Origin of the sequence: Sphingomonas flavalba, from assembly GCF_047553045.1 — a bacterium.
Lineage (GTDB): Bacteria > Pseudomonadota > Alphaproteobacteria > Sphingomonadales > Sphingomonadaceae > Sphingomonas_L > Sphingomonas_L flavalba_A.
Genome location: NZ_CP180208.1, coordinates 1,806,082 through 1,826,012, shown reverse-complemented (window position 1 = coordinate 1,826,012; position 19,931 = coordinate 1,806,082). Strand labels below are relative to the sequence as shown.

Sequence of the window (19,931 nt, the reverse complement as noted above, 5' to 3'; positions counted from 1 at the left end):
AGGCGGCCGTCCTCGCAATATCAGGTAGAAAGCCAGCCAAATCTGGCACCAACTGTCTCGATTTTTGAACGCTTCACAGCATATTCGGGAGTTGGCAGTGTGCCAAACTGTGCCAAACCCCCGAAAAAATCCTTTGTTTTCAAAGGATATTGGTGCGGTCGAGAAGACTCGAACTTCCACGGCCTTTCGGCCACAACGACCTCAACGTTGCGCGTCTACCAGTTCCGCCACGACCGCACACTTGTAACAACCGCCGGTCGGTGCCCGGCGTCCGGTAGGGGCGAGCCTCTAGCAAAGCCGTCTTGGCCCCGCAACCGCTGAAATGGTGCCGGGCGTGTCGAACGCTCAGCCCGGTTCGCCGGCGAAGCGCAGGTTCAGTTCGCGCGATCCTTTGGGCACGTTCACCTCAGCCGAGTTGAATTCCGCGCTCGCCTTTGGGGCGAGGGTGCGGACCGGCGGCGCGATCGTCCAGTTATAAACGACTCGGCCCTGCGCGTCGCGCAGTTCGGCGCGAATGTCTGGCACGCGCTGGGCGGTCTCGGTCGGGTTGATGACGCGGCCCGTGACGGCGAACAGCTCATTGCCACTGGCGAGGGTGCGCCGTTCCGGCTTGCTCGGCACTTCGAGCAGCAGCACCGCGCTGCTACGCGTGCCGGTCAGCCCGGCGGTGCCGGAATTGCCGAAATAGCTGAGTGCGGCAATTGCACCGAGCATCAACAACCCCGCGACGGCGGCGGCGATCGTCCAGCGCCGGGCCGGGTTGCGGCGGGGCTTGAACAGCGGTTCATGGGCGAAGTTGTCATAAGCCGGGGCCGGCGGTGCTGACTGCGGCTCTTCCGCCGCGCGTTCGATCGGCGGCGGGGCGGGGACGGGAGGCGGTGCCTCTGCAGCCGTCGTCGGGGCAGCCGGGGCGGTTTCCGACGGCGGCGGCGCGGCGGGGGGCGGGGGCGCCGCAGGTGCGGGCGCAGGCTTTGGTGGGGTTTCGGGAAGCTCCGGTCCGTCCTGAAACCAGCTATGCCGGCATGACGCGCAGCGCACCGCGCGCCCGGCCGGTCCGATCGCGCTGTCGGGAACCAGGTATCGCGTGCTGCATTCCGGGCATTGCAGGATCATGGCGGCAGATCGGCTCTCTTGTCATGGCGGTGGCGTTATGAGGTTCTAAGCATCGAAGCGGTACAGCTTGCAAGCACCGTCGGCATCCGACGGCAATGCTTCGATCGGTGGATGCCGCACGGCGGCGCTTTACCTGGGTGCGCCGGTCATGGCATGGCTGCCCTCGCATGGGCCGGGGTCAAACCTTGCAAGAGCGGGACTGAGGGCGCGATGGCCAACATCGTGCAATTCGAAAATGTCGGTCTGCGCTACGGTACGGGCGCGGAAACCCTGTCTGACATCAGCTTCACGCTCGCCCCCGGCGCGTTTTATTTCCTCACCGGCCCGTCCGGCGCGGGCAAGACATCGCTGTTGCGCCTGCTCTATCTGGCCCAGCGGCCAAGCCGCGGGCTGATCCGGCTGTTCGGAGAGGACGCGGTGACCATGCCGCGCGAGCGACTGCCCGGCTTGCGCCGCCGGATCGGCGTGGTGTTTCAGGATTTCCGGCTGGTTCCCCACCTGTCCGCCTACGACAATGTCGCGCTGCCGCTGCGCGTCGCCGGGGTCGAGGAGCGCGACCTCGACACGCCGGTGCGCGAGATGCTGGCCTGGGTCGGCCTGGGCGAGCGGGCGAGCGCGCGTCCGGCTACGTTGTCGGGTGGGGAACAGCAGCGCGTCGCGATTGCCCGCGCCGTCATCGGTCGACCGGAAATGCTGGTGGCCGACGAACCGACCGGCAACGTCGACCCGGAAATGGCGAACCGGCTGCTCCACCTGTTCGATGCGCTGAACAAGCTGGGCACGACGATTGTCGTTGCCACCCACGACATGCACCTGCTCGGCCGGGTAACGCGGGCGCGGATCATGCGCCTTGATCGCGGGCGGATTGCCGACCCGACGGGCGCGCTGCGCAATCCGCCGGAGGACCTGGCATGAGCCTTGGCTGGATGGGCGCCGGGGCGGACCGGCGGTTGCTGCCCGAAGGCTGGCTCGCCGGGCCGATGCCGTGGGTGATCGCGATCATGGTGTTCCTGACCGTGCTGGCGGTCGCCGGCGGGCTGGGCATGGCCAACGCGGCCGGGGCGCTGCGCGCCGATCTGGCCGGGCGGGTGACGGTGCAGGTCATCGCGGCGGACCCGGTGGCGCGGGCCGCCAGCGCCGACCGCGTCGTGGCGGTGCTGGGCGGGCTGTCCAACGTCCGTGCCGTCCACCGCGTCGACGATGCGGAAATCGCGGCATTGCTGAGTCCCTGGCTTGGCGTCGGCGACCTGGCGGCCAACTTGCCTGTACCCGCGCTGATCGATGTCGACGTTGCGCGGACCGACGACCGCAGCCTGGCGGAACTGACAAAGGCGGTAGGCGCCGGCGGTGCTGACGTTCGGGTCGACGCCCATGCCCGCTGGCTGGCGCCGCTCGCCCGGCTGGTCGGCTCGCTGCAATGGCTGGCGGCGGCTGTGGTCGTGCTGATGGGGGTAGCGACGGCGGCGGCGGTGGTACTAGCCGCCCGTGCCGCGCTCAACACCCACCGCGCGACGATCGACGTACTGCACCTGCTTGGTGCGACCGACATCCAGATCGCCCGGCTGTTCCAGCGCCGGATCGCGCTCGACGCGCTGTTCGGCGGAGCGATCGGCCTGGGTGTCGGCGCGACGGTGATCCTGCTGGTGGGCGGGCGCATTCAGGCGGTCGGTTCTGAACTTGTTGGCGCGGTCAGCCTGTCGGCCGCCGGCTGGCTGATGTTGCTGGCGGTGCCGGCGGCGGCGACATTGCTTGCCACGCTGGCCGCGCGGCTGACGGTGGTACGCGCGTTGAGGCGCATCCTGTGATCCGTCGCCTGCTCGCCGCGGCGCTGCTCGCCTATCTGCTCGGCTTCGCGCTGTTCGCCGTCATGCTGCCGCGCCCTGCCGATGACCGGAAGACCGACGCCATCGTCGTGCTGACCGGCGGTGCGGCGCGGATCGAGCGTGGATTGACGCTGATCGCGGCTGAACGGGCGCGGCGGATGCTGATTTCCGGCGTCGCGCGCAGCGTCCGCCCGCATGAACTGGCGCTGCAATATCGGGCGTCGATGCGCCTGTTCGATTGCTGCATCGACCTCGGCCGCGAGGCGGTCGACACCCGTTCCAACGGTGAGGAGGTGGCCGACTGGCTGAAGGCGCGCGGTTATCGCAGCCTGCGGCTGGTCACCACCGACTGGCATATGCGGCGCGCCAGTTTCGAGATAGAGCGCGCCCTGCCGGGCAATGTCGTCGTGCTGCGCGACGCGGTGCCGAGCGAGCCGGGGTTCACGATGCTGCTGACCGAATACAACAAGTATATCCTGCGGCGTGGCGCGGTGCTGGTCGGCCTGTGATGGTGGTGCTGCGCAGCCTGGTATTCACGCTGGTGTTCTATGCCGGATCGGCGGTCGCGGTGCTGCTGGCGCTGCCGATGGCGCTGGCCGGGCAGCCGGTGCTGATTGCCCATGCGCGCCGTTGGGCGTTGTTCCACCGCTGGTGTGCGCGGGCGCTGCTCGGCATTACCACCCGCGTCGAAGGGACGTTGCCGACCGGCCCCGCGCTGGTTGCGGTCAAACATGAATCGATGTTCGAAACGCTGGAGATGCTGCTGCTGCTCAACCAACCGGCAGTGGTGCTGAAACGCGAACTGGCGGATATTCCGTTCTGGGGGCGTGTTGCCCGGATGCACGGCGTCATCGTCGTCGACCGGGCCGCCGGGGCCACGGCGATGCGCCAGATGCTGAAGGCCGCGAAAGCGGCAGTGGCGCGCGGCCGCCCGATCCTGATCTTTCCGGAAGGGACGCGGGTCCCCCACGGCGACCGGCCGCCGCTGCGCGCCGGTTTTGCCGGACTGTACAAGACGCTGGGGCTGCCGGTTGTGCCCGTCGCCTGTGACAGCGGCCTGCTGTGCCCGCGCCGCCGCTTCCTGAAACGGCCGGGCATCATCACCTTTCGCGTCGGCGAAACGATCCCGCCGGGGCTGGAACGCAAGCAGGCGGAAGCCATGGTCCACGAAGCAATCAACGCCCTGAACCCGCCCGCAGCCTGAGCCGCCGCACCCCGGCCTACATGCAAAAGGCCACGATGTGCGGCGGCGCTATCGGACGGGAACAGTGCCGCCGGGCACGGATTGCGGCATCGTGTTCCAGTTCGGCGTGTCGACGCCGGCAAGGTGTTTCAGGAAATAATCGTAATGGCGGCGCAGGCCGTAATCGACCGGGCCGACGGAACGGAGAACCCCGTGGCCGCCGCCGGGCACGGTCAGCATGTCGAAATCCTTCCCCGCCCTGATCAGCGCGTCGGCGACCTGATAGGTCGACGCCGGATCGACGTTCATGTCGAGTTCGCCGACGATCAGCATCAGTTTGCCCTGCAACCGCCAGGCATTGTCGACGCCGGACGACGCGGCATAGCTTTCGTCGACCGGCCAGCCCATCCACGCTTCGTTCCAGCTTATCTTGTCCATCCGGTTATCGTGGCAGCCGTTATAGGCGATGCCGACCTTGTAAAATTCCGGGTGAAACAGCAGCGCGAGCAGCGTGTTCTGCCCGCCGGCCGAGCCGCCGTAGATGCCGACGCGGCTGGTGTCGTACCAGGCGTATTTCGCGGCGGCGGCCTTGTGCCACAGGATGCGGTCGGCGAAGCCGGTGTCGGCGATATTCTTCCACGCGACGTCGTGGAACGCCTTGGACCGGTTGAGCGTGCCCATGCCGTCGATCTGGACGACGATGAAGCCGAGGTCGGCAAGCGACTGCATGCCGATCGTCTTGTCCCCGCTCGACTGGTAGCCGAACGGCCACCATTTCTTCGGCACGAAGCTGGAATGCGGCCCGGCGTAGATGTTCTCGATGACCGGATATGTCTTGTTCGGATCGAAATCGCGTGGCCGCACGATTACGCCGTAGATGTCGGTTTTGCCGTCGCGCCCCTTGGCGACAAACGGTTCGGGCGGGCGGAAACCGGCGGCGATAAGCCGGCTGACATCCGCCGTCTCGACCGTCGCTACCAGCGCGCCGTCGCTGGACCGGCGCAGTTCGGATACCGTCGGCAGGTCGATCCTCGAATACGTGTCGACGAAATACGCCATGTCGGGAGAGAAGGCGACGTCGTGATAGGCGTCGACCGTGGTGATCGGCGTCAGGTTCCGTCCGTCGAAGTCGATCCGGTAATAATGCTGCAGATACGGGTCCTCGCCGGGGCGCATGCCACCGGCCGCGAACCAGATCTGGCGTTTGGCGTCGTCGACCTTGATGACTTCGCGCACCACCCAGTCGCCTTTGGTGATCTGGTTCTTCACCTTGCCGGTGCGGCCGTCGAACAGATAGAGGTGGTTCCAGCCGTCGCGTTCGGACATCCAGATGACCTCGTTGCCCATGCCGCCGACCTCGTGGCGGAACTGGCGGTTGGGCGAACTGCTGTTGATGAAGGTGGTTGCCCGTTCCTCGACGGCGGTGCGTGCCGCGCCGGTTCCGGCATCGACCTCAATCAGCCGGTTCAACTGGTGGCCGCGCTGGTCGTAGCGAAAACTGATTGTCCGGCTGTCCCTGCGCCAACTGATCGCCGACATGCGATATGGGTTGGAAAACAGCGTCTCGGCGATCGGTATCTGACGCCCCTTGCCCCCGGCGATGTGAAAAAGCGCCGGGCGGTCGATGTCCACCGGATCGCCCGGCTTCGGGTATAGCTGGTAAATCGTCTTCGGCTGCACCTGATCGGACGGTGAGGTGATGACGCGGGTGACCTCGCGCCGGTAGCCGGGGATCACGCGATAGGCGGCGAGCTTGGTCGAATCCGGCGCCCAGACGATCGATTCCGGATCGTAGAAATTGGTTTCCGACCCGTCGAAACTGATCCGCGTCCAGCCGTCGCCGCCGGCCGGGCGGATCGCGATGTTGTAGTTTTCGACATAGGCTTCCCACTTCCCGTCCGGTGAAAGGCGGGGACGGTTCTCCGCCGGCACTTTCAGGTCGCGGACGACACCGAAACCGCGCGGCTGGCGGGTGATCGGCGCGGGCGCGCAACTGGCCTCCGCCAGCGTGCAGCGCCAGCGTTCGTCGTTAAAGCCGAATTCGATCGCCCTGCCTTCGTTTTCGTAGCTGAACGTTGTGATCGGCAGGCGCAGTGCCTCAATCTTTTCGCCGCTGGCCTTGCCGAGCGCGGCGGCGATCGCCGCATGGTCGAACGCGGGGGCACGGGCGCCGGTCGCGACGTCGTAGGTGATGAAGCTGAAGCCGCCTTCCACCGTCTTGCGATAGGTGAAGCTGTTGCCGCCGGGCAGCCACTGCGCGGGGTCGGCGACGTCCCGGGTCAGGTACAGCCAGGAATCCTGCAGGTGGACCGATCGTTGGATGTCGGCCGCCGCCACCTGTGCAGGCGCCGGGGCCGCTGCCGCCAATGCGAGCAAGGATATCGCAACCGCCAGCCCGGTGGCACGTCGTTTCATGATCGTCTCCCCTTTCGTTCGCCTGAAGTCCCATTCCGGCACCCCTGAAACACCACCGGCAGGGTACACGCTACGCGGCCAGGGTGATCGTATATCTTATAAGGGCGCGAGGTGCCTAGAATTGCGCCTGTATGCGCGGGGGCGGGTCTGCGGCGCGCTCGCCCGGCGCCTTATCCGGGCGCGGTTCGCCACGGCGATCATACGCCGCGCTGCGCCCGGTGTCGCAACCGCTGGTGCGGTGGCTGGCATGAAACCGCCGACCCTCGTGAGTGCCGGCGAGCCGTCAGGCGGGCACAGGCGCCGCATCGTCAGAGGCGCCGGCGAGTGCCACGGCCGGGTAGCTCGACAGCATGCGGTCGACCATCGCGCCGGCACCGGCCCAGTCGTAGGTGCGGAAACTATGGCCCTTGGTCACGAAGCCCGCACCGGCATAGAACATTTCATACTGGGTGTGGCGGCTGGCGAATTCGGAGCCGATCGCGTCCCAGGCCAGTTTGAAGAAGCGCACTCTTTCCTCGGAAGAGGCGGTCGGCGACTGCTGCGTCTTGCCGATCAGCCGGGCGATCTCCGGATTGGCGAAATCCTCCACCCCGGACGGCAGCATGATCAGTCCGCCGCCCGCCAGATTGCGCAGCGACGCGATGATCCGCGTGTAAAGCTGTTGGGTCAGCACCTGCGCCGAATAAAGCAGGTGGGCGTCGGGGATGTAATAGCCGTTGCGGAACGTGCCCTTCGCCTCCATGCCGTGGACCAGCCCGTCGACCATGGCCGCTTCGGCAGCAAGCTGGCCCAGCGTTTCACGGACCGGCGGCAGGGCGATGGTGCCGTTAATCTCGGCGATGCGCCGGGCGACGCCCATCAGGAAGCGCAGCTTGACCGCAAGACGCACCTGGCACTGGTAATTCTGCAGCACATGCGCCGGGGTGGCGTGAAACTGCTTCATCATCATCGCGGTGTCGCCGGCGATGAAAACCCGGTCCCACGGCACCTTCACATCGTCGAAAAAGATGACGGCGTCATTCTCGTCAAAGCGGCTGGCTAGCGGGTTGTCGTAAACGCTGGGTGCCGCCAGTTCGTAGGATTTGCGCGACAGCAGCTTCAGCCCCGGCGCGTTCATCGGCAGGGCGAGGGAGACGGCGTATTTCTCGTCGCCGGGGCCGAGCGGCTGGATGCAGCTGACGAATACCTCGTTCGCCATGATACTGCTGGTCGCCAGCATCTTTGCACCGCGCAGGGTGAGGCCGGTGGAATCCTCATCGACGATGCCGGCGGTCAGATATTCGTCCGCCTGCGCGTGGGTCGCCTTCGACCGGTCCGCCTGCGGGTTGATGATCACGTAGGTCAGGAACAGGTCGTTGTCGCGCGCATAGCTGAAATAGTCGCGCAGCGCCCCGGCGCGTGTCGGATCATAGGCGTCGAACACCTCCGGCGCCATCGCCATGCCGGCGAAGCATGATGCGACATGGTCGGGGGAACGACCCATGAAGCCGTAATGCGTGCCGGCCCACGCCTCCATCGCCTGTCGGCGGGCGACCAGCGCGTCGTAGCTGTCCGGCAAGGCCCATGCGCGGTTGACCCGTTTGCCGCTGGTCGGACTGGTGACGGTCATCAATTCCGGGTTGGCCGCCTGAAAATCGTAGAGCGCCGCCGCCGACGCCACCGCGTTGCGGAAGGCCGGGTGGGTGGTGACGTCGCCGGCTTCCTTCCCCTGGAAATAGACGGTGCGGCCATCGCGGAGCGCGGCGAGATGGTCGGAGCCGGTTTTCATCGTCTGTCTCTCTCCTCGGCGGTCAGGCGGCATGTTCGGCGATCGCGTGGTAACCGCCGCGGAAGAAGACCAGCGGCGCGCCGTCCTGCCGTGTTTCGAATTCCAGGACCCGGCCGACGATGATCAGATGGTCGCCGCCCTCGTGCACCGCGTGCGGCGCGCATTCGAACGCGGCCAGGCACGGGTCGATCAATGGGCAGCCGGTGACGCCGCGTGTCGGTTCCAGCCCGACCCATTTTGTGTCGCGCCGCCCGGCGAAGCGGCTGGAAAGCTCGCTCTGGTCGTGACGCAGCACGCTGACGCCGAAATGCGGGGCGGCGAGCAGCACGGGCAGGCTGGCGGCCGCCTTGCTGATGCTGAACAGCACCAGCGGCGGTTCAAGCGAAACGGCGTTGAACGAGCTGACGGTGAGCGCGATCGGATCGCCGCCCTCGACATGGGCGGTGACAACGACGACCCCGGTGGGAAAGCGGCCAAGCGCGTCACGAAAGGCCCGCTGGTCGAAGGTCACCCCGCCGCTCCCGCTCAGGCCCGGCGGCGGCGTTGTTCGGACAGCAGGTGCAGCAGGGCCAGCGCGTCCTCGGTTCCGTTGACCAGCAGCGATATGATCTCGGCGAAGGCGGCGAACTGCTTGTCGTCGAGCATCGCGAAGATCGTGTCGTTGACCGGCCGCTGGGTCTCGGCCAGCGTGTCGAGCAGCGCATGGCCCTTGGCGGTGACGGTCAGGATCACCCGGCGCCCATCCTCCGGGTGGCCGCGCTTGTCGACCAGCCCGGCCTTGGCCAGCTTGCCGACCTCGATGGTCACGAACGCGCCGGACAGATGCAGATGCTCGCTGACCCGGCTGACGCCGATCTCCTCGCGCTTGCCGAGATATTCGATGGCGATCAGGATCGAATAGGCCGGCCCGGACAGGCCGATGACCTCACCCAGCTTACCGCGAATCTCCTGAAGCCGGGCGCTGAAACCCAAGGCATCGTGGATGACCTGGCGGAACAGCTCGTCACTGCCGTTGACCAGCAGTTCGGGGCGGCTGACGGTAAGGGGCATTCGATAATCTCCTCGCAGATCCAATTAGCTTTCCAAGAAAGCTTTGTAAACTTTTCCGATGGATCAGGCCGGGTCGTAATAATGGGTTTCCAGCAGCAGGCAGCCGCCTTCGGACTTGAACGGCCCGTGGAATACACCCGGTGGGCGACAGGCATAGGTCGGCGCGACGAACCGTTCGCCGCCTTCGCCATTCTCATCATTGCCGACGGTCAGGTCGCCGCTGACCAGAAACACCTCTTCCCAGTAATCGTGGACAAACGGCTGGGTGGTGAACACGCCGGGCCGGAAACGCAGCAGGCGGGTGCGGCTGCCCCGCTTAGCGGCAGAATCGAGCCTGCCGGACAGGATCTTCTCGTCGACCCCGGTTCCGGGCGGATAGCCTTCCGGCAACTGCCAGCCGTCATCGTCCATCGCGATCGGGTGGAATTCGAGATGGGCCTTGGGAATGGCCAAGTCAGGCTCCTTTCAACACGGTCTGCACGGTGATGGAAATGCCGAGCAACTGGTCGTCGCGGCCGGATAGCGCAGCCAGGGTCAGACCAACCGGTGGCCCGTCGCCGGGGCAGGGGATGGATATGGCGCAGCCGTCGAACAGGTTGGCGACCGTCGAATTGCGCAGCGCCAGCAGGTTCGCCGCATGATAGGCGGCGTCGTCGGCCAGCGCGGCGATCGTCGGGGCGATGAACGGCACCGTCGGCCACAGCAGCGCGTCGAGGCCGGCGACCTGTGCGCTGATTGTCTCGATCGCCGCAGCCCGTGCCGCGACCAGCGCGACATAGGCGGGCGCGGTCATCGTTTCCCCGGCGCGGATGCGGGTCAGCACCCGCGGGTCATAAGCATCGTCGCGGCCGGCGGCCAGATAGGGGGCGTGCCAGGCGGCGGATTCGGCCGATGCGAAGGTCGCTTCGCGCATCATCGCCGGAATGCCGTCCAGTTCGGGCAGGACGATCCGTTCGACCGCGATACCGCCCGCCTCGATCCGTTCGACCGCGTCGGCGAAGGCGTCGGCGACCGCAGTCTCTATCCCGTCCATCACGTAGTTGCAGACCAGGCCAAGCCGGATGCGCTGCACCGGAACCGGGAGACGCGGCGGCCCCGGCCGGTCGCGGATTACGTCGAACAGCGCCGCACAGTCGGCCGCCGACTGCGCGATGACGCCGACAGTGTCGAGCGTCGTCGACAGCGGCAGCACGCCCGCCCGCGTCACCGTATTGGTGGTCGGTTTGAAACCGCTCAGGCCGCACAGCGCCGCCGGAATGCGGATGGAACCGCCTGTATCGGTGCCGATCGCCGCCGGGACGATGCCCAGCGCCACCGATACCGCCGCGCCGGAGGACGACCCGCCGGGGATGCGCCGTTCGCCGGTAAAGGCGGGGTTGGCGGGGGTGCCGTAATGCGGGTTGAGCCCGATGCCGGAAAAGGCGAACTCGGTCATGTTGGTCCGGCCGATGATGATGAAACCGGCGCGGCGCAGCCGTTCCAGCACCGCCGCGTCCCGTCGCGCCGGCGGCGCGTCGGCCAGCAGCCGCGACCCGGCCGTGGTCGGATGGCCCATCAGGTCGAAATTGTCTTTGACGGTGATCGGTACGCCCAGAAACGGCGCGCGCGACCGTGCCGCCCGGCGCGCGTCCGCCGCTTCGGCGAAAGCGCGCGCCTCTTTGTCCAGCCGGAGGGTGAACACGCTTTCGGCCTCTGGCCAGTCGGCGCGTATCAGGGCGGCGTCGATTGCGGCGCGGCTGGCGTGGGCGCTCATGCTTCGACGATCGGCAGGCTGTCGACGGCGTAACGGTGGCGCAGCGTCCGGCCGAGCACCGGGTCGATCAGTGCCAGTTCCATATCGGGCGAAAACCGGATCGCGCCCTGGACCGCCAGCGTCCCGCAGAACATGACGCCGCCGTCGGGCAGCGCCCCGGCGCGCGCTTCGTACAGGGCAAGCAGCTCGTCCGGGCGGCGCAGTGTGGCGGCGGCGCCTTCCTGATAAAGCGCGTCAGACGCCGGCAGCCGAGATTGCAGCATGACCTGGTCCCAATGCCCGGCGACGTCCGCCCAGCGCCAGACGCCGGCCGATACTGGTTTGGCGCAAAGCTGTTTCGACAGGGTGATACCGCTCGCCTCCAGCTTGCGGTCGGTATGGTCGGACCCGACGCCGACATACAGCGCGCCGCCTTGCTTCCACAGCACCGCCTCTACCTCGCCTGACGCGTCTTCGCCGACGGTCTGGACGACGGGGGCGGTGGTCAGCAGCGAAGCGGCGGCGCGGTAGAAGATCGGCACCGCCTTCGGGCGGGCGATACCCAGTGCTTCCAGTTCGACGATATGCGCTTCCAGTGCGGCGGCGTCGCGGCCGGTCCAGCCGGCGATGACCAATTGGGTGGGCACGAAGGGCAGGGCCGTTTCGCCGTCGGCGTCCTGCACGATGAGTTCGATCATTCCCTGCCCGCTCCCGATGAAGGCGTGAATCTATCGGCGAATAGATTTGCAAGCAAGCTACTTATCTTAACTAGACAAGCTAATGAAAATAGATAGTCTATTCATCGAATCGACGCGGTGACCAAGCCGTGCGTAACAGGGATGGGTGCAAAAACAAAGACTTCGCTATCCTTGTCCGGCGTTGCGGAAGGGTGTTCCATCCTGTCGCCGGCCCTGTGTCGTACCATTGTGGAACGGGCGTCGGTGTCATGCGCGTCTGCCGGGCTCATGGTGGGCCGACCGACGATCGACTGAGCTGAAACCGGCGCGGGGGGATTCGGATGGAGAGTGGGACGGGCGGTTCGCATCAGGCGGCGGTCGCGCATAATCTTCGCAAGACGGCGATGACCTCGCTCGTTGGCACCAGCATCGAATTCTACGACTTCTTCATCTTCGCCACGGCCGCCGCCATCGTCTTTCCAACGGTGTTCTTCCCGGAAGGCGTTTCGCCGTTTGTGGCGCTGATCGCTTCGTTCAGCACCTTCGCTGTCGGCTTCTTCGCCCGCCCGGTCGGGGCGGCGGTGTTCGGGCATTATGGCGACCGGATCGGCCGCAAGCGGATGTTTGTCATCGCCCTGATGCTGATGGGCGGGGCGACGACGCTGATCGGCCTGCTGCCCACCTACCAGACGATCGGTAATCTCGCGCCGTTGCTGCTTGTTGCCCTGCGTTTCGTTCAGGGCTTCGCGCTTGGCGGTCAGTGGGGCGGGGCGGTGCTGATCATCCTCGAAAACGCACCGGACGACCAGCGCGGATGGTATGGCAGCTTCGCGCAGGCGGGCGCGCCGATCGGCACGATCCTCGCCAATCTCGCCTTCCTGATCGCGTCGTCGACGCTGTCGCCGGACGATTTCATGGCGTGGGGCTGGCGGGTGCCGTTCATCGCCAGCGTCGTGCTGGTCATGCTTAGCATCTTCATTCACATGCGGTTCGAGGAGACCACCGCCTTCCGCGAATTGCAGGAAACGGAACAGGCACGCCAGGCGGACGCGGCGGCGGCATTGGCGGCAAAGCTCGGAGTCGATTGCGCGACCGCCGCCGACCGGCTCGCGCAGGAACGGCGCCAGTCGCCGGCGCTGCAGGCATTGCGCCAGTACCCGCGCCAGATCCTGCTCGCCGCCGGCACATTCGTCGGCATGCAGACATCCTATTACCTGCTGGTCTCCTTCTCGCTCGCCTACGGCACCGGACCGACGGTGGGGATGACGACCAGCACGATGTTGGCGGCGGTGCTGCTCGGTGCGGTGACGATGGTGCCGGGGGTGTTCTTCGGCGCCTGGCTGTCTGATCGCAACGGGCGGCGCGGGGTGATCTGCGTCAGCGCGCTGCTGCTCGCCGCGTGGGCGTTCGCCGTTTTTCCACTCATTGCCGGCGGGACGCTGGCCAGCGCGGCGATCGGCCTGTGCGTCGGCCAGTTCCTGAACGGCATGATCTTCGGGCCGCTTGCCGCGCTCTACACCGAAACCTTCGCGACCAGGGTGCGCTATTCCGGCATGTCGCTCGCCTATCAGCTCGGCACGCTGGTCGGCGGCGCGCTGGCGCCGCTGATCGCAACCGCGCTGTTCGCCCGCTACGGCAGTTCGGCGCCGATTTCCGCCTATGTCGCGGCGATGTGCCTGATTTCGGCGCTGTCGGCCTGGCTGATCCGCGAGACATACAAGGTCGACATTCGCGCCAATACTGGGCCGGCGGCCTGAGAAAATCGATTGAAGAAAGAGAGAGGAACCGGGCGATGCGGGCAGTATCAGGGGAAAAGGACGCGGGTTTCTCGCCACGGCGGCGCGCGTTGATCGGGCTGGCCGGCGGCGCCGCAAGCATGGCGCAGGCGGCGCCGCCCACCGCCGACGCCCAACGCGCCGCCCACCGCGAAGGGTTCGAGACGGTCACGATCCCGGTCTATTCCCAGGACATCATGAACGTCGTCAACCTGCACGAGTTCGAGGATGTCGGCCGCCGCAAGATCAGTGAACTGGCCTATAATTATATCCGCGCCGGCGCGGCGGACGAACTGACGCTGAAGGCCAACCGCGCCGCCTTTGCCGACTATTGGGTGCGCCGCAAGGTGATGGTCGATGTGTCGCGGGTCGACACCGGAGTCGAATTGTTCGGCAAGACCTATCCGCACCCGGTGCTGCTCGGCCCGGTCGGCCTGCGCCGGCTGATGCACCCGGATGGCGACCGGCTGACCATTCTCGCCGCGCACAAGTCCGGCGCCATTCTGGTCGGGCCACGCCACACCCTGATCGCCGATATGACCAAGGCGGGGACGATGCCGGTCTGGTGGGCGTCGTCGCTTGGCTACCACGCGCGCGAGGATGCCGAACGCTGGGCCAAGACCAACGAGGATCTGGGTGCGGCCGCGCTTTGCGTCTCGCTCGACTATCCCTATACCGGTGCGCGCGACCGGCCGAGCCGCGACCATTGGGAAACCCAATGGTCGGACACGCCGCGCTACAACACCGACGATAATGGCAGCGTCCAGTTCCAGTCGGGGATGATCTTTCCTTATTTTCCCCAGATGAACTGGGACTGGTTGAAATGGGTGCGCGCCGCCAGCAAACTGCCGCTAGTGATCAAGGGCATCACCACCGGCGAGGACGCAAAGCGTGCGGTCGCCGCCGGTGCCGACGCGATTTCGGTGTCTAACCATGGCGGCCGCACCCTCGACGGCGCGATCGCCACGCTCCACGCCTTGCCGGAAGTGGTAGACGCGGTCGGGCCGAAGGTCCCGGTCCTGGTCGACGGCGGTGTCCGGCGCGGCGGCGACGTCGTCAAGGCGGCGGCGCTCGGCGCGCGGGCGGTCATGATCGGTCGCCCCTACCTCTGGGGCCTTGCCGCCTTCGGCCAGGAAGGGGTGCAGCGGGTGATAGAGGTGCTGGAGGGCGAAACCCGCATCGCGCTTGCCCTGTCCGGCGCCGGCACGATGCGCGGCGTCGACCGCAGTTTCATCCGCCCCGCGTGGAAGGCGTACAAACCTGGCTGACCGGCCGCCACGTTCAACGCATGTCGTTATTCGGGAAGATGTTCGCATGACCAACCAGTTTCAGAAATGGCTGACCGGGGGCTATGCCCAGGCAGAGGAGGACCCCGGCCGCATCGCGCTCGACAGCCTGCGCGCATTCGAGGAATCGGGCGCAGGCCGGCGCCAGTTCATGGCGGCGCTCGGCGCGCTCGCCGCCGGCTATTCCGTCAATGCCGTGGCGCAGACGATACCGGGGCCGGGGCCGTTCACCCTCGATGCGACCAACGGTAAACAATACCCGCCCCAGCACGGCATGAAGGTGATGGGGCCGGTCAACATTCACGAGATCGAGCAGGTGTCCGCGCGGACCCTCGACGTCGCGCATTTCGAGTATGTCAGCAGCGGATCGGAAGACGAATACACGCTGACCGACAATATCAGGGCATATGAACTGACCAAGCTGCGCCAGCATGTCGGCGTCGACGTCAGCCGGATCGATACGTCGATCGACATCCTCGGCCAGAAGCTTGCCTATCCGATCATCCTCGATCCGACGACGAAGAACACCGTGGTCCCGGACGGCGACCGGCTGGCGGCGATCGGCGCCCATGGCGCCAACGCGTTTTACGGCGTCACCAACGCGCTCGCCTTCGTCGATGAGTTGAAGCAGGCCAACCAGTGCCCGAACTGGTGGATCTGCCAGCTCGGCCACCGCAACAGGCAACTCGCCCAGACCTGGGCGAAGCAGTATACCGACGCCGGTGCCGCCTGGCTGGGGGTGACGGTCGACCATCCCTATACCCCGAACCGGGACCGCAACATCCGTAACAAGTTCCACAACTACCAGTCCGGGGTGCTCGCCCCGGTCATCCCCAGCCTGACCTGGGAATATATTAGCTGGTTGAAGGCGGCCTCGCCGCTGCCGGTCGTGGTCAAGGGCATATTGAACGCGGAGGATGCCGCCGCCGCCGTCAAATACGGCGCGGACGGCATTGTCGTCTCCAACCATGGCGGGCGGGCTTATGACGGGGCGGTGCCGACGCTGGTCGCACTGCCCGAATGCGTCGATGCGGTGCGCGGGCGCATCCCGGTGATGCTGGACGGTGGCATCCGGCGCGGCAGCGACGTGCTGAAGGCGTTGGCGCTGGGGGCGAAGGCGGTGATGGTCGGCCGCCCACCCGCCTGGGGCGTTGCCGCGTTCGGTGCCATCGGCGTGCAGCGGGTCATGGAGTTGCTCGCCGCCGAATTGACGGTATCGATGGGTATCGCTGGCGCGCCCAATCTGGCTGCGATCAAACGCAGCATGGTGCGCCTGCCGTGGGAGGAGTATCGTCTGTGATCCGTTTTGTGCCTGGCAGGGGCGGCGCCCCGTTGCTGGTGGTGCTCGCCGGTGCTCTGGCCGGTGTCGCGGCTGTCGCTGCGGCGGGTGGTGACGCGGCGGCACCCACTGAGCGTCGTTCGGTCGCCGGCGGCGTTTACAGTGAAGCGCAGGCGGAACGGGGGATGAGCCTCTATATCCGCCAATGCTCCGCCTGCCATGGCGAGATGTTCAATGGCGGCGTGGCGGGGCCGGCGCTTGTCGGGGTCGAATTTCTCGGTCGCTGGCAGGGCATGACCGTTGGCCAGCTTTACGAGAGGATCGTGACGACGATGCCGCCGCTGCCCGACACGCCGGGCAAGGCGGGACCGCAGGGCAATATCGACATGGTCGCGACTATTCTTCAGGCCAACGAACTTCCCGCCGGCAGGCAGGAAGTGACCGATCCGGCCGAGCTGGATTCGATCGTTTTCGACTGATCCGGCATCGTCCCGCCGGGCCGGCAAGGGCTGGTCACCGGTTCTGGCCGTGGGGAAATGGTGCGCGATGTAGCCAGGTTAAGAACCTATATATACCTTTGATATTTTGTGATAAATATTCATCTTCTTTTGGTTTGTGCGGGAGTGGGTATGTCACGTCATCTGTTCTGGCTATCGGATGAAGCATGGTCGGCGATTGAGCCGCACCTTCCCCACGGCAAGGCAGGCAAGCCGCGTGTCGATGACCGGACAGTGATTTCCGGTATATTGCATGTCCTCAAGACGGGGTGCCGGTGGCGCGATGTTCCGGCAGCTTATGGGCCGCCCACCACGATCTACAATCGCTATAACCGCTGGTCGCAGCGCCGTATCTGGCAGCGGCTGTTCGAGAAGATTGCCGCGTCAGGTCCAGTGCCGAAGGAACTGTCGATCGACAGCAGCCACGTCAAAGCACACCGCTCGGCGGCGGGCTTAAAAAGGGGGAGTTTGAAGAAGCGATCGGGCGCTCGCGCGGCGGCAGGACATGCAAGGTCCATTGCCTGGCCGACGATCGCGGCAGACCGGTCGCCATCACCCTGACACCGGGCAATATCGCCGACATCAGCATCGCCATCCCGCTGCTCGCCTCGGTGGTGCCGCCAAAGCGCCTGCTTGCCGATAAAGCCTATGACGCCGACAGTCTGCGTAACTGGCTCGCGGAACGGCCGGTCAAGGCTGTCATCCCCTCAACCGCCGCGCGCCGGACGCCATATCCTCTCGATCGACGGGCATACCGGCGAAGAAATGTCATCGAGCGCCTCTTCGGCAGGCTCAACAACTGGCGACGCATCGCCACCCGATATGACCGACACGCCCAAAACTATCTCGCCGCCATCGCGCTCGTCGCCGTCGTCTCCGAGTGGCCCCATTGAGTCATCAACCTAGTATAGTTACCGGGCCGTTCCCGACATTGCGGCTTTCAGGCGGCGCGGCTAACAGGTCGCCACGCATGTTGGTATCTTTGAAGGGGACCGTGATGACGCCGACCGTTAAGGCCATTCTCGCCAATTATGAGTCCGACAATCCGGGTGTGAAGTCCAATCTGGCCCGTATCCTGATGCATGGCCGGTTGGGCGGGACTGGCAAGCTGATCATCCTGCCGGTCGATCAGGGGTTCGAGCACGGGCCGGCGCGGAGCTTCGCGGTCAATGCGCCAGCTTACGACCCACATTATCACTATCAGATCGCTGTCGATGCCGGGCTTTCCGCCTATGCGGCGCCGCTGGGCATGTTGGAAGCGGGCGCGGCGAGCTTTGCCGGGCAGATTCCGACGATCCTGAAGGTCAACAGTTCCAACAGCTGGGCGACCGGCGCCAATCAGGCGGTGACGGCGGGCGTCGACGATGCGCTTCGCTTGGGCTGCTCGGCGATCGGCTTCACCATCTATCCCGGTTCCGACGACTGTTTCGACATGATGGAAGAGATCAGGGAGTTGTCGGCGGAGGCGAAGGCGGTCGGCCTGGCCACCGTCATCTGGTCCTACCCGCGCGGTGGGGCGTTGCCCAAGTCGGGCGAGTTGGCGCTGGACGTCGGTGCCTATGCCGCGCACATGGCGGCGCTGCTTGGCGCGCACATCATCAAGGTCAAGCTGCCGAGCGACCATATCGAGCAGAAAGACGCGCAGAAGGCCTATGAGGGCGGCGACTGGTCGACCCAGGCGAAGCGTGTCGCGCACGTCGTCAAGGCCTGCTTCGACGGGCGGCGGATCGTCGTCTTTTCCGGCGGCGCGGCCAAGGGTGCCGACGCGGTCTACCAGGATGCGCGCGACATCCGCGACGGCGGCGGCAACGGATCGATCATCGGCCGCAATACGTTCCAGCGCGAGCGGTCCGAGGCGCTGGCGATGCTCGACAAGCTGGTGCGGATCTACAAGAACGAGGAGTGACGTTGGCGGAGGAGCCCTGGACGGCGGTCGACGCCTATATCGCCGACCGCCTGTTGCCGTCCGATCCCGCGCTTGACGCGGCGCTGGCCGCGAACGCGGCGGCCGGGTTGCCGGCGATCGACGTGTCGCCGGCACAGGGCAAGTTCCTCCACCTTCTCGCCCGGATCGTCGGCGCCCGCCGCATTCTGGAGGTCGGCACGCTGGGCGGCTATTCGACGATCTGGCTGGCGCGCGGGCTTGCCGAGGGTGGGGCGATGGTGTCGCTGGAAATCGACCCGCGCCACGCCGCCGTCGCCCGCGCCAATGTCGATCGCGTCGGGGTCGGTGATCGGGTCGATATCCGCGTCGCTCCCGCGCGCGATACGCTGGCGGCGATGGTCGCGGCCGGCGAAGGTCCGTTCGACCTGGTGTTCATCGACGCCGACAAGGAGAATAACGCCCACTATGTCCGTCAGGCGCTGGCGCTGTCGCGGCCCGGAACGGTGATTGTCGTCGACAATGTCGTCCGCAAAGGGCGTGTCGCAGATTTCGGCAGCAGCGATCCGATGGTGTTGGGCAGCCGCGCGGTGTTCGACCTGATCGCCGCCGAGCCGCGGCTGGATGCAACGGCCCTGCAAACCGTTGGACTGAAAGGCTGGGACGGACTGGCGATCGCAGTCGTCGACTGAGCCGTCGCCATGTTCTAGAGCGCGGCCATGGATATTGACGATGACGCCCTGCCGCTCGACCCCGATTTCGCCGCCCGCTTCGAACGCGACCCCGGCCGGCCGCCGTGCCAGCTTTATCTGATCTCTCCGCCGGCGGTTGACGCCAGCTTCGCGGAGCGGCTGGCGCGGGCGCTGGGCGCGGGGCCAGTCGCGGCGTTTCAGCTGCGGCTGAAGGGTGTCGACGATCATGCAATCGCGCGCGCGGCGGAGCCGCTGCAGCGCATCTGCGCCGACCACGGCGTTGCGTTCATCATCAACGACAGCATCGGACTGGCCCAGCGACTTGGCGCGGACGGCGTCCACCTGGGGCAGGAGGACGGCGATGCCCGTGACGCGCGCGCCCGGCTTGGCCCGAAGGTGCAGATCGGCGTCACCTGCCACGCCAGCCGCCATCTGGCGATGGAAGCGGGGGAGGCGGGCGCGGATTATGTTGCGTTCGGCAGTTTCTACCCGACGGCGACCAAGCAGGTCAGCCACTATGCCGAGCCGGCGCTGCTCGGTTGGTGGAGCACGCTGTTCGAGCTGCCGTGCGTCGCGATCGGCGGCATTACCCCGGCCAATGCCGGGGTGCTGGCCGCGGCGGGCGCCGATTTCGTCGCCGTGTCCGGTGCGGTGTGGAGCGCGGCGGAAGGCGAGGCGGCGGCGGTGCGGGCTTTTGGAGCCGCGCTTGCCGGAAACCCGCCTACGCGCTAAGGGCCGCGCCTGCCTTTCGATATAGCG

General features: G+C 66.4%; 19 protein-coding genes, 1 tRNA gene and 1 pseudogene. 12 read left to right on the top strand and 9 right to left on the bottom strand.

Annotation, left to right across the window (positions count from 1 at the left end):
- Positions 1-150 precede the first annotated feature (150 nt).
- Both ACMT1E_RS08740 and ACMT1E_RS08735 read right to left on the bottom strand, forming a co-directional pair.
- A tRNA-Leu gene (locus tag ACMT1E_RS08740) sits at positions 151-237 on the bottom strand.
- A 108-nt stretch (positions 238-345) separates the two neighbouring features.
- Positions 346-1,113 (bottom strand): zinc-ribbon domain-containing protein, encoded by a 768-nt coding sequence (locus ACMT1E_RS08735; protein WP_414899711.1) that lies wholly within the window; start codon positions 1,111-1,113, stop codon positions 346-348.
- A gap of 210 nt (positions 1,114-1,323) precedes the next feature.
- Between ACMT1E_RS08735 and ftsE the strand changes: the two genes are divergently transcribed.
- Genes ftsE through ACMT1E_RS08715 form a run of 4 tightly spaced genes read left to right on the top strand, consistent with a single transcriptional unit; the run spans position 1,324 to position 4,140 of the window.
- The gene (ftsE, locus tag ACMT1E_RS08730; RefSeq protein ID WP_414899710.1) at positions 1,324-2,028 is read left to right on the top strand and encodes a cell division ATP-binding protein FtsE; all 705 of its coding nucleotides are present in this window, start codon (positions 1,324-1,326) and stop codon (positions 2,026-2,028) included.
- A complete protein-coding gene (locus ACMT1E_RS08725) occupies positions 2,025-2,918 on the top strand; it encodes a cell division protein FtsX (RefSeq protein WP_414899709.1) in 894 nt (297 codons plus the stop codon). Before ftsE ends, ACMT1E_RS08725 begins: the two co-directional genes overlap by 4 nt.
- Positions 2,915-3,445 carry a YdcF family protein gene (locus ACMT1E_RS08720; protein ID WP_414899708.1) on the top strand — a complete coding sequence of 177 codons (531 nt, stop codon included), beginning with the start codon at positions 2,915-2,917 and terminating at the stop codon, positions 3,443-3,445. Before ACMT1E_RS08725 ends, ACMT1E_RS08720 begins: the two co-directional genes overlap by 4 nt.
- Positions 3,442-4,140 carry a lysophospholipid acyltransferase family protein gene (locus ACMT1E_RS08715; protein ID WP_414899706.1) on the top strand — a complete coding sequence of 233 codons (699 nt, stop codon included), beginning with the start codon at positions 3,442-3,444 and terminating at the stop codon, positions 4,138-4,140. The genes ACMT1E_RS08720 and ACMT1E_RS08715 overlap by 4 nt, the downstream gene beginning before the upstream one ends.
- A 48-nt stretch (positions 4,141-4,188) precedes the next feature.
- On the opposite strand, the gene ACMT1E_RS08710 is transcribed toward ACMT1E_RS08715, so the two are convergent.
- The 7 genes from ACMT1E_RS08710 to ACMT1E_RS08680 form a co-directional block, all read right to left on the bottom strand.
- Entirely contained in the window at positions 4,189-6,534 is a 2,346-nt protein-coding gene (locus ACMT1E_RS08710; protein ID WP_414899705.1) for a DPP IV N-terminal domain-containing protein, read from the bottom strand.
- A 283-nt stretch (positions 6,535-6,817) separates the two neighbouring features.
- Positions 6,818-8,302, bottom strand: a complete 1,485-nt coding sequence (locus ACMT1E_RS08705) for a 4-hydroxyphenylacetate 3-hydroxylase family protein (RefSeq protein WP_414899704.1) — start codon at positions 8,300-8,302, stop codon at positions 6,818-6,820.
- 22 nt (positions 8,303-8,324) lie between these two features.
- A complete protein-coding gene (locus tag ACMT1E_RS08700) occupies positions 8,325-8,813 on the bottom strand; it encodes a flavin reductase family protein (protein ID WP_414899703.1) in 489 nt (162 codons plus the stop codon).
- A 14-nt stretch (positions 8,814-8,827) separates the two neighbouring features.
- On the bottom strand, positions 8,828-9,352 hold the full coding sequence (locus ACMT1E_RS08695) for a MarR family winged helix-turn-helix transcriptional regulator (RefSeq protein WP_414899702.1): 525 nt from the start codon (positions 9,350-9,352) through the stop codon (positions 8,828-8,830).
- A gap of 63 nt (positions 9,353-9,415) precedes the next feature.
- Entirely contained in the window at positions 9,416-9,805 is a 390-nt protein-coding gene (locus ACMT1E_RS08690) for a cupin (protein WP_414899701.1), read from the bottom strand.
- A 1-nt stretch (position 9,806) separates the two neighbouring features.
- On the bottom strand, positions 9,807-11,105 hold the full coding sequence (locus ACMT1E_RS08685; RefSeq protein WP_414899699.1) for an amidase: 1,299 nt from the start codon (positions 11,103-11,105) through the stop codon (positions 9,807-9,809).
- Positions 11,102-11,782, bottom strand: a complete 681-nt coding sequence (locus ACMT1E_RS08680; RefSeq protein ID WP_414899698.1) for a DUF2848 domain-containing protein — start codon at positions 11,780-11,782, stop codon at positions 11,102-11,104. The genes ACMT1E_RS08685 and ACMT1E_RS08680 overlap by 4 nt, the downstream gene beginning before the upstream one ends.
- A gap of 320 nt (positions 11,783-12,102) precedes the next feature.
- Between ACMT1E_RS08680 and ACMT1E_RS08675 the strand changes: the two genes are divergently transcribed.
- The 8 genes and pseudogenes from ACMT1E_RS08675 to thiE all read left to right on the top strand — a co-directional run bounded on the left by ACMT1E_RS08675 (position 12,103) and on the right by thiE (position 19,904).
- Positions 12,103-13,518, top strand: a complete 1,416-nt coding sequence (locus tag ACMT1E_RS08675; protein WP_414899697.1) for an MFS transporter — start codon at positions 12,103-12,105, stop codon at positions 13,516-13,518.
- A 35-nt stretch (positions 13,519-13,553) separates the two neighbouring features.
- Positions 13,554-14,804 (top strand): alpha-hydroxy acid oxidase, encoded by a 1,251-nt coding sequence (locus ACMT1E_RS08670; protein ID WP_414899696.1) that lies wholly within the window; start codon positions 13,554-13,556, stop codon positions 14,802-14,804.
- Positions 14,805-14,850: 46 nt separating this feature from the next.
- Positions 14,851-16,122 (top strand): alpha-hydroxy acid oxidase, encoded by a 1,272-nt coding sequence (locus ACMT1E_RS08665; protein WP_414899695.1) that lies wholly within the window; start codon positions 14,851-14,853, stop codon positions 16,120-16,122.
- Positions 16,119-16,580, top strand: a complete 462-nt coding sequence (locus ACMT1E_RS08660; protein ID WP_414899694.1) for a c-type cytochrome — start codon at positions 16,119-16,121, stop codon at positions 16,578-16,580. Before ACMT1E_RS08665 ends, ACMT1E_RS08660 begins: the two co-directional genes overlap by 4 nt.
- 150 nt (positions 16,581-16,730) lie before the next feature.
- Positions 16,731-17,491: pseudogene (locus tag ACMT1E_RS08655) on the top strand (IS5 family transposase).
- 104 nt (positions 17,492-17,595) lie between these two features.
- Positions 17,596-18,504 (top strand): class I fructose-bisphosphate aldolase, encoded by a 909-nt coding sequence (locus ACMT1E_RS08650; RefSeq protein WP_414899693.1) that lies wholly within the window; start codon positions 17,596-17,598, stop codon positions 18,502-18,504.
- A gap of 2 nt (positions 18,505-18,506) precedes the next feature.
- Entirely contained in the window at positions 18,507-19,172 is a 666-nt protein-coding gene (locus ACMT1E_RS08645) for an O-methyltransferase (protein WP_414899691.1), read from the top strand.
- A 27-nt stretch (positions 19,173-19,199) separates the two neighbouring features.
- Positions 19,200-19,904, top strand: coding sequence for a thiamine phosphate synthase (gene thiE, locus ACMT1E_RS08640; RefSeq protein ID WP_414899690.1), 705 nt, complete (start codon positions 19,200-19,202; stop codon positions 19,902-19,904).
- Positions 19,905-19,931 lie beyond the last annotated feature (27 nt).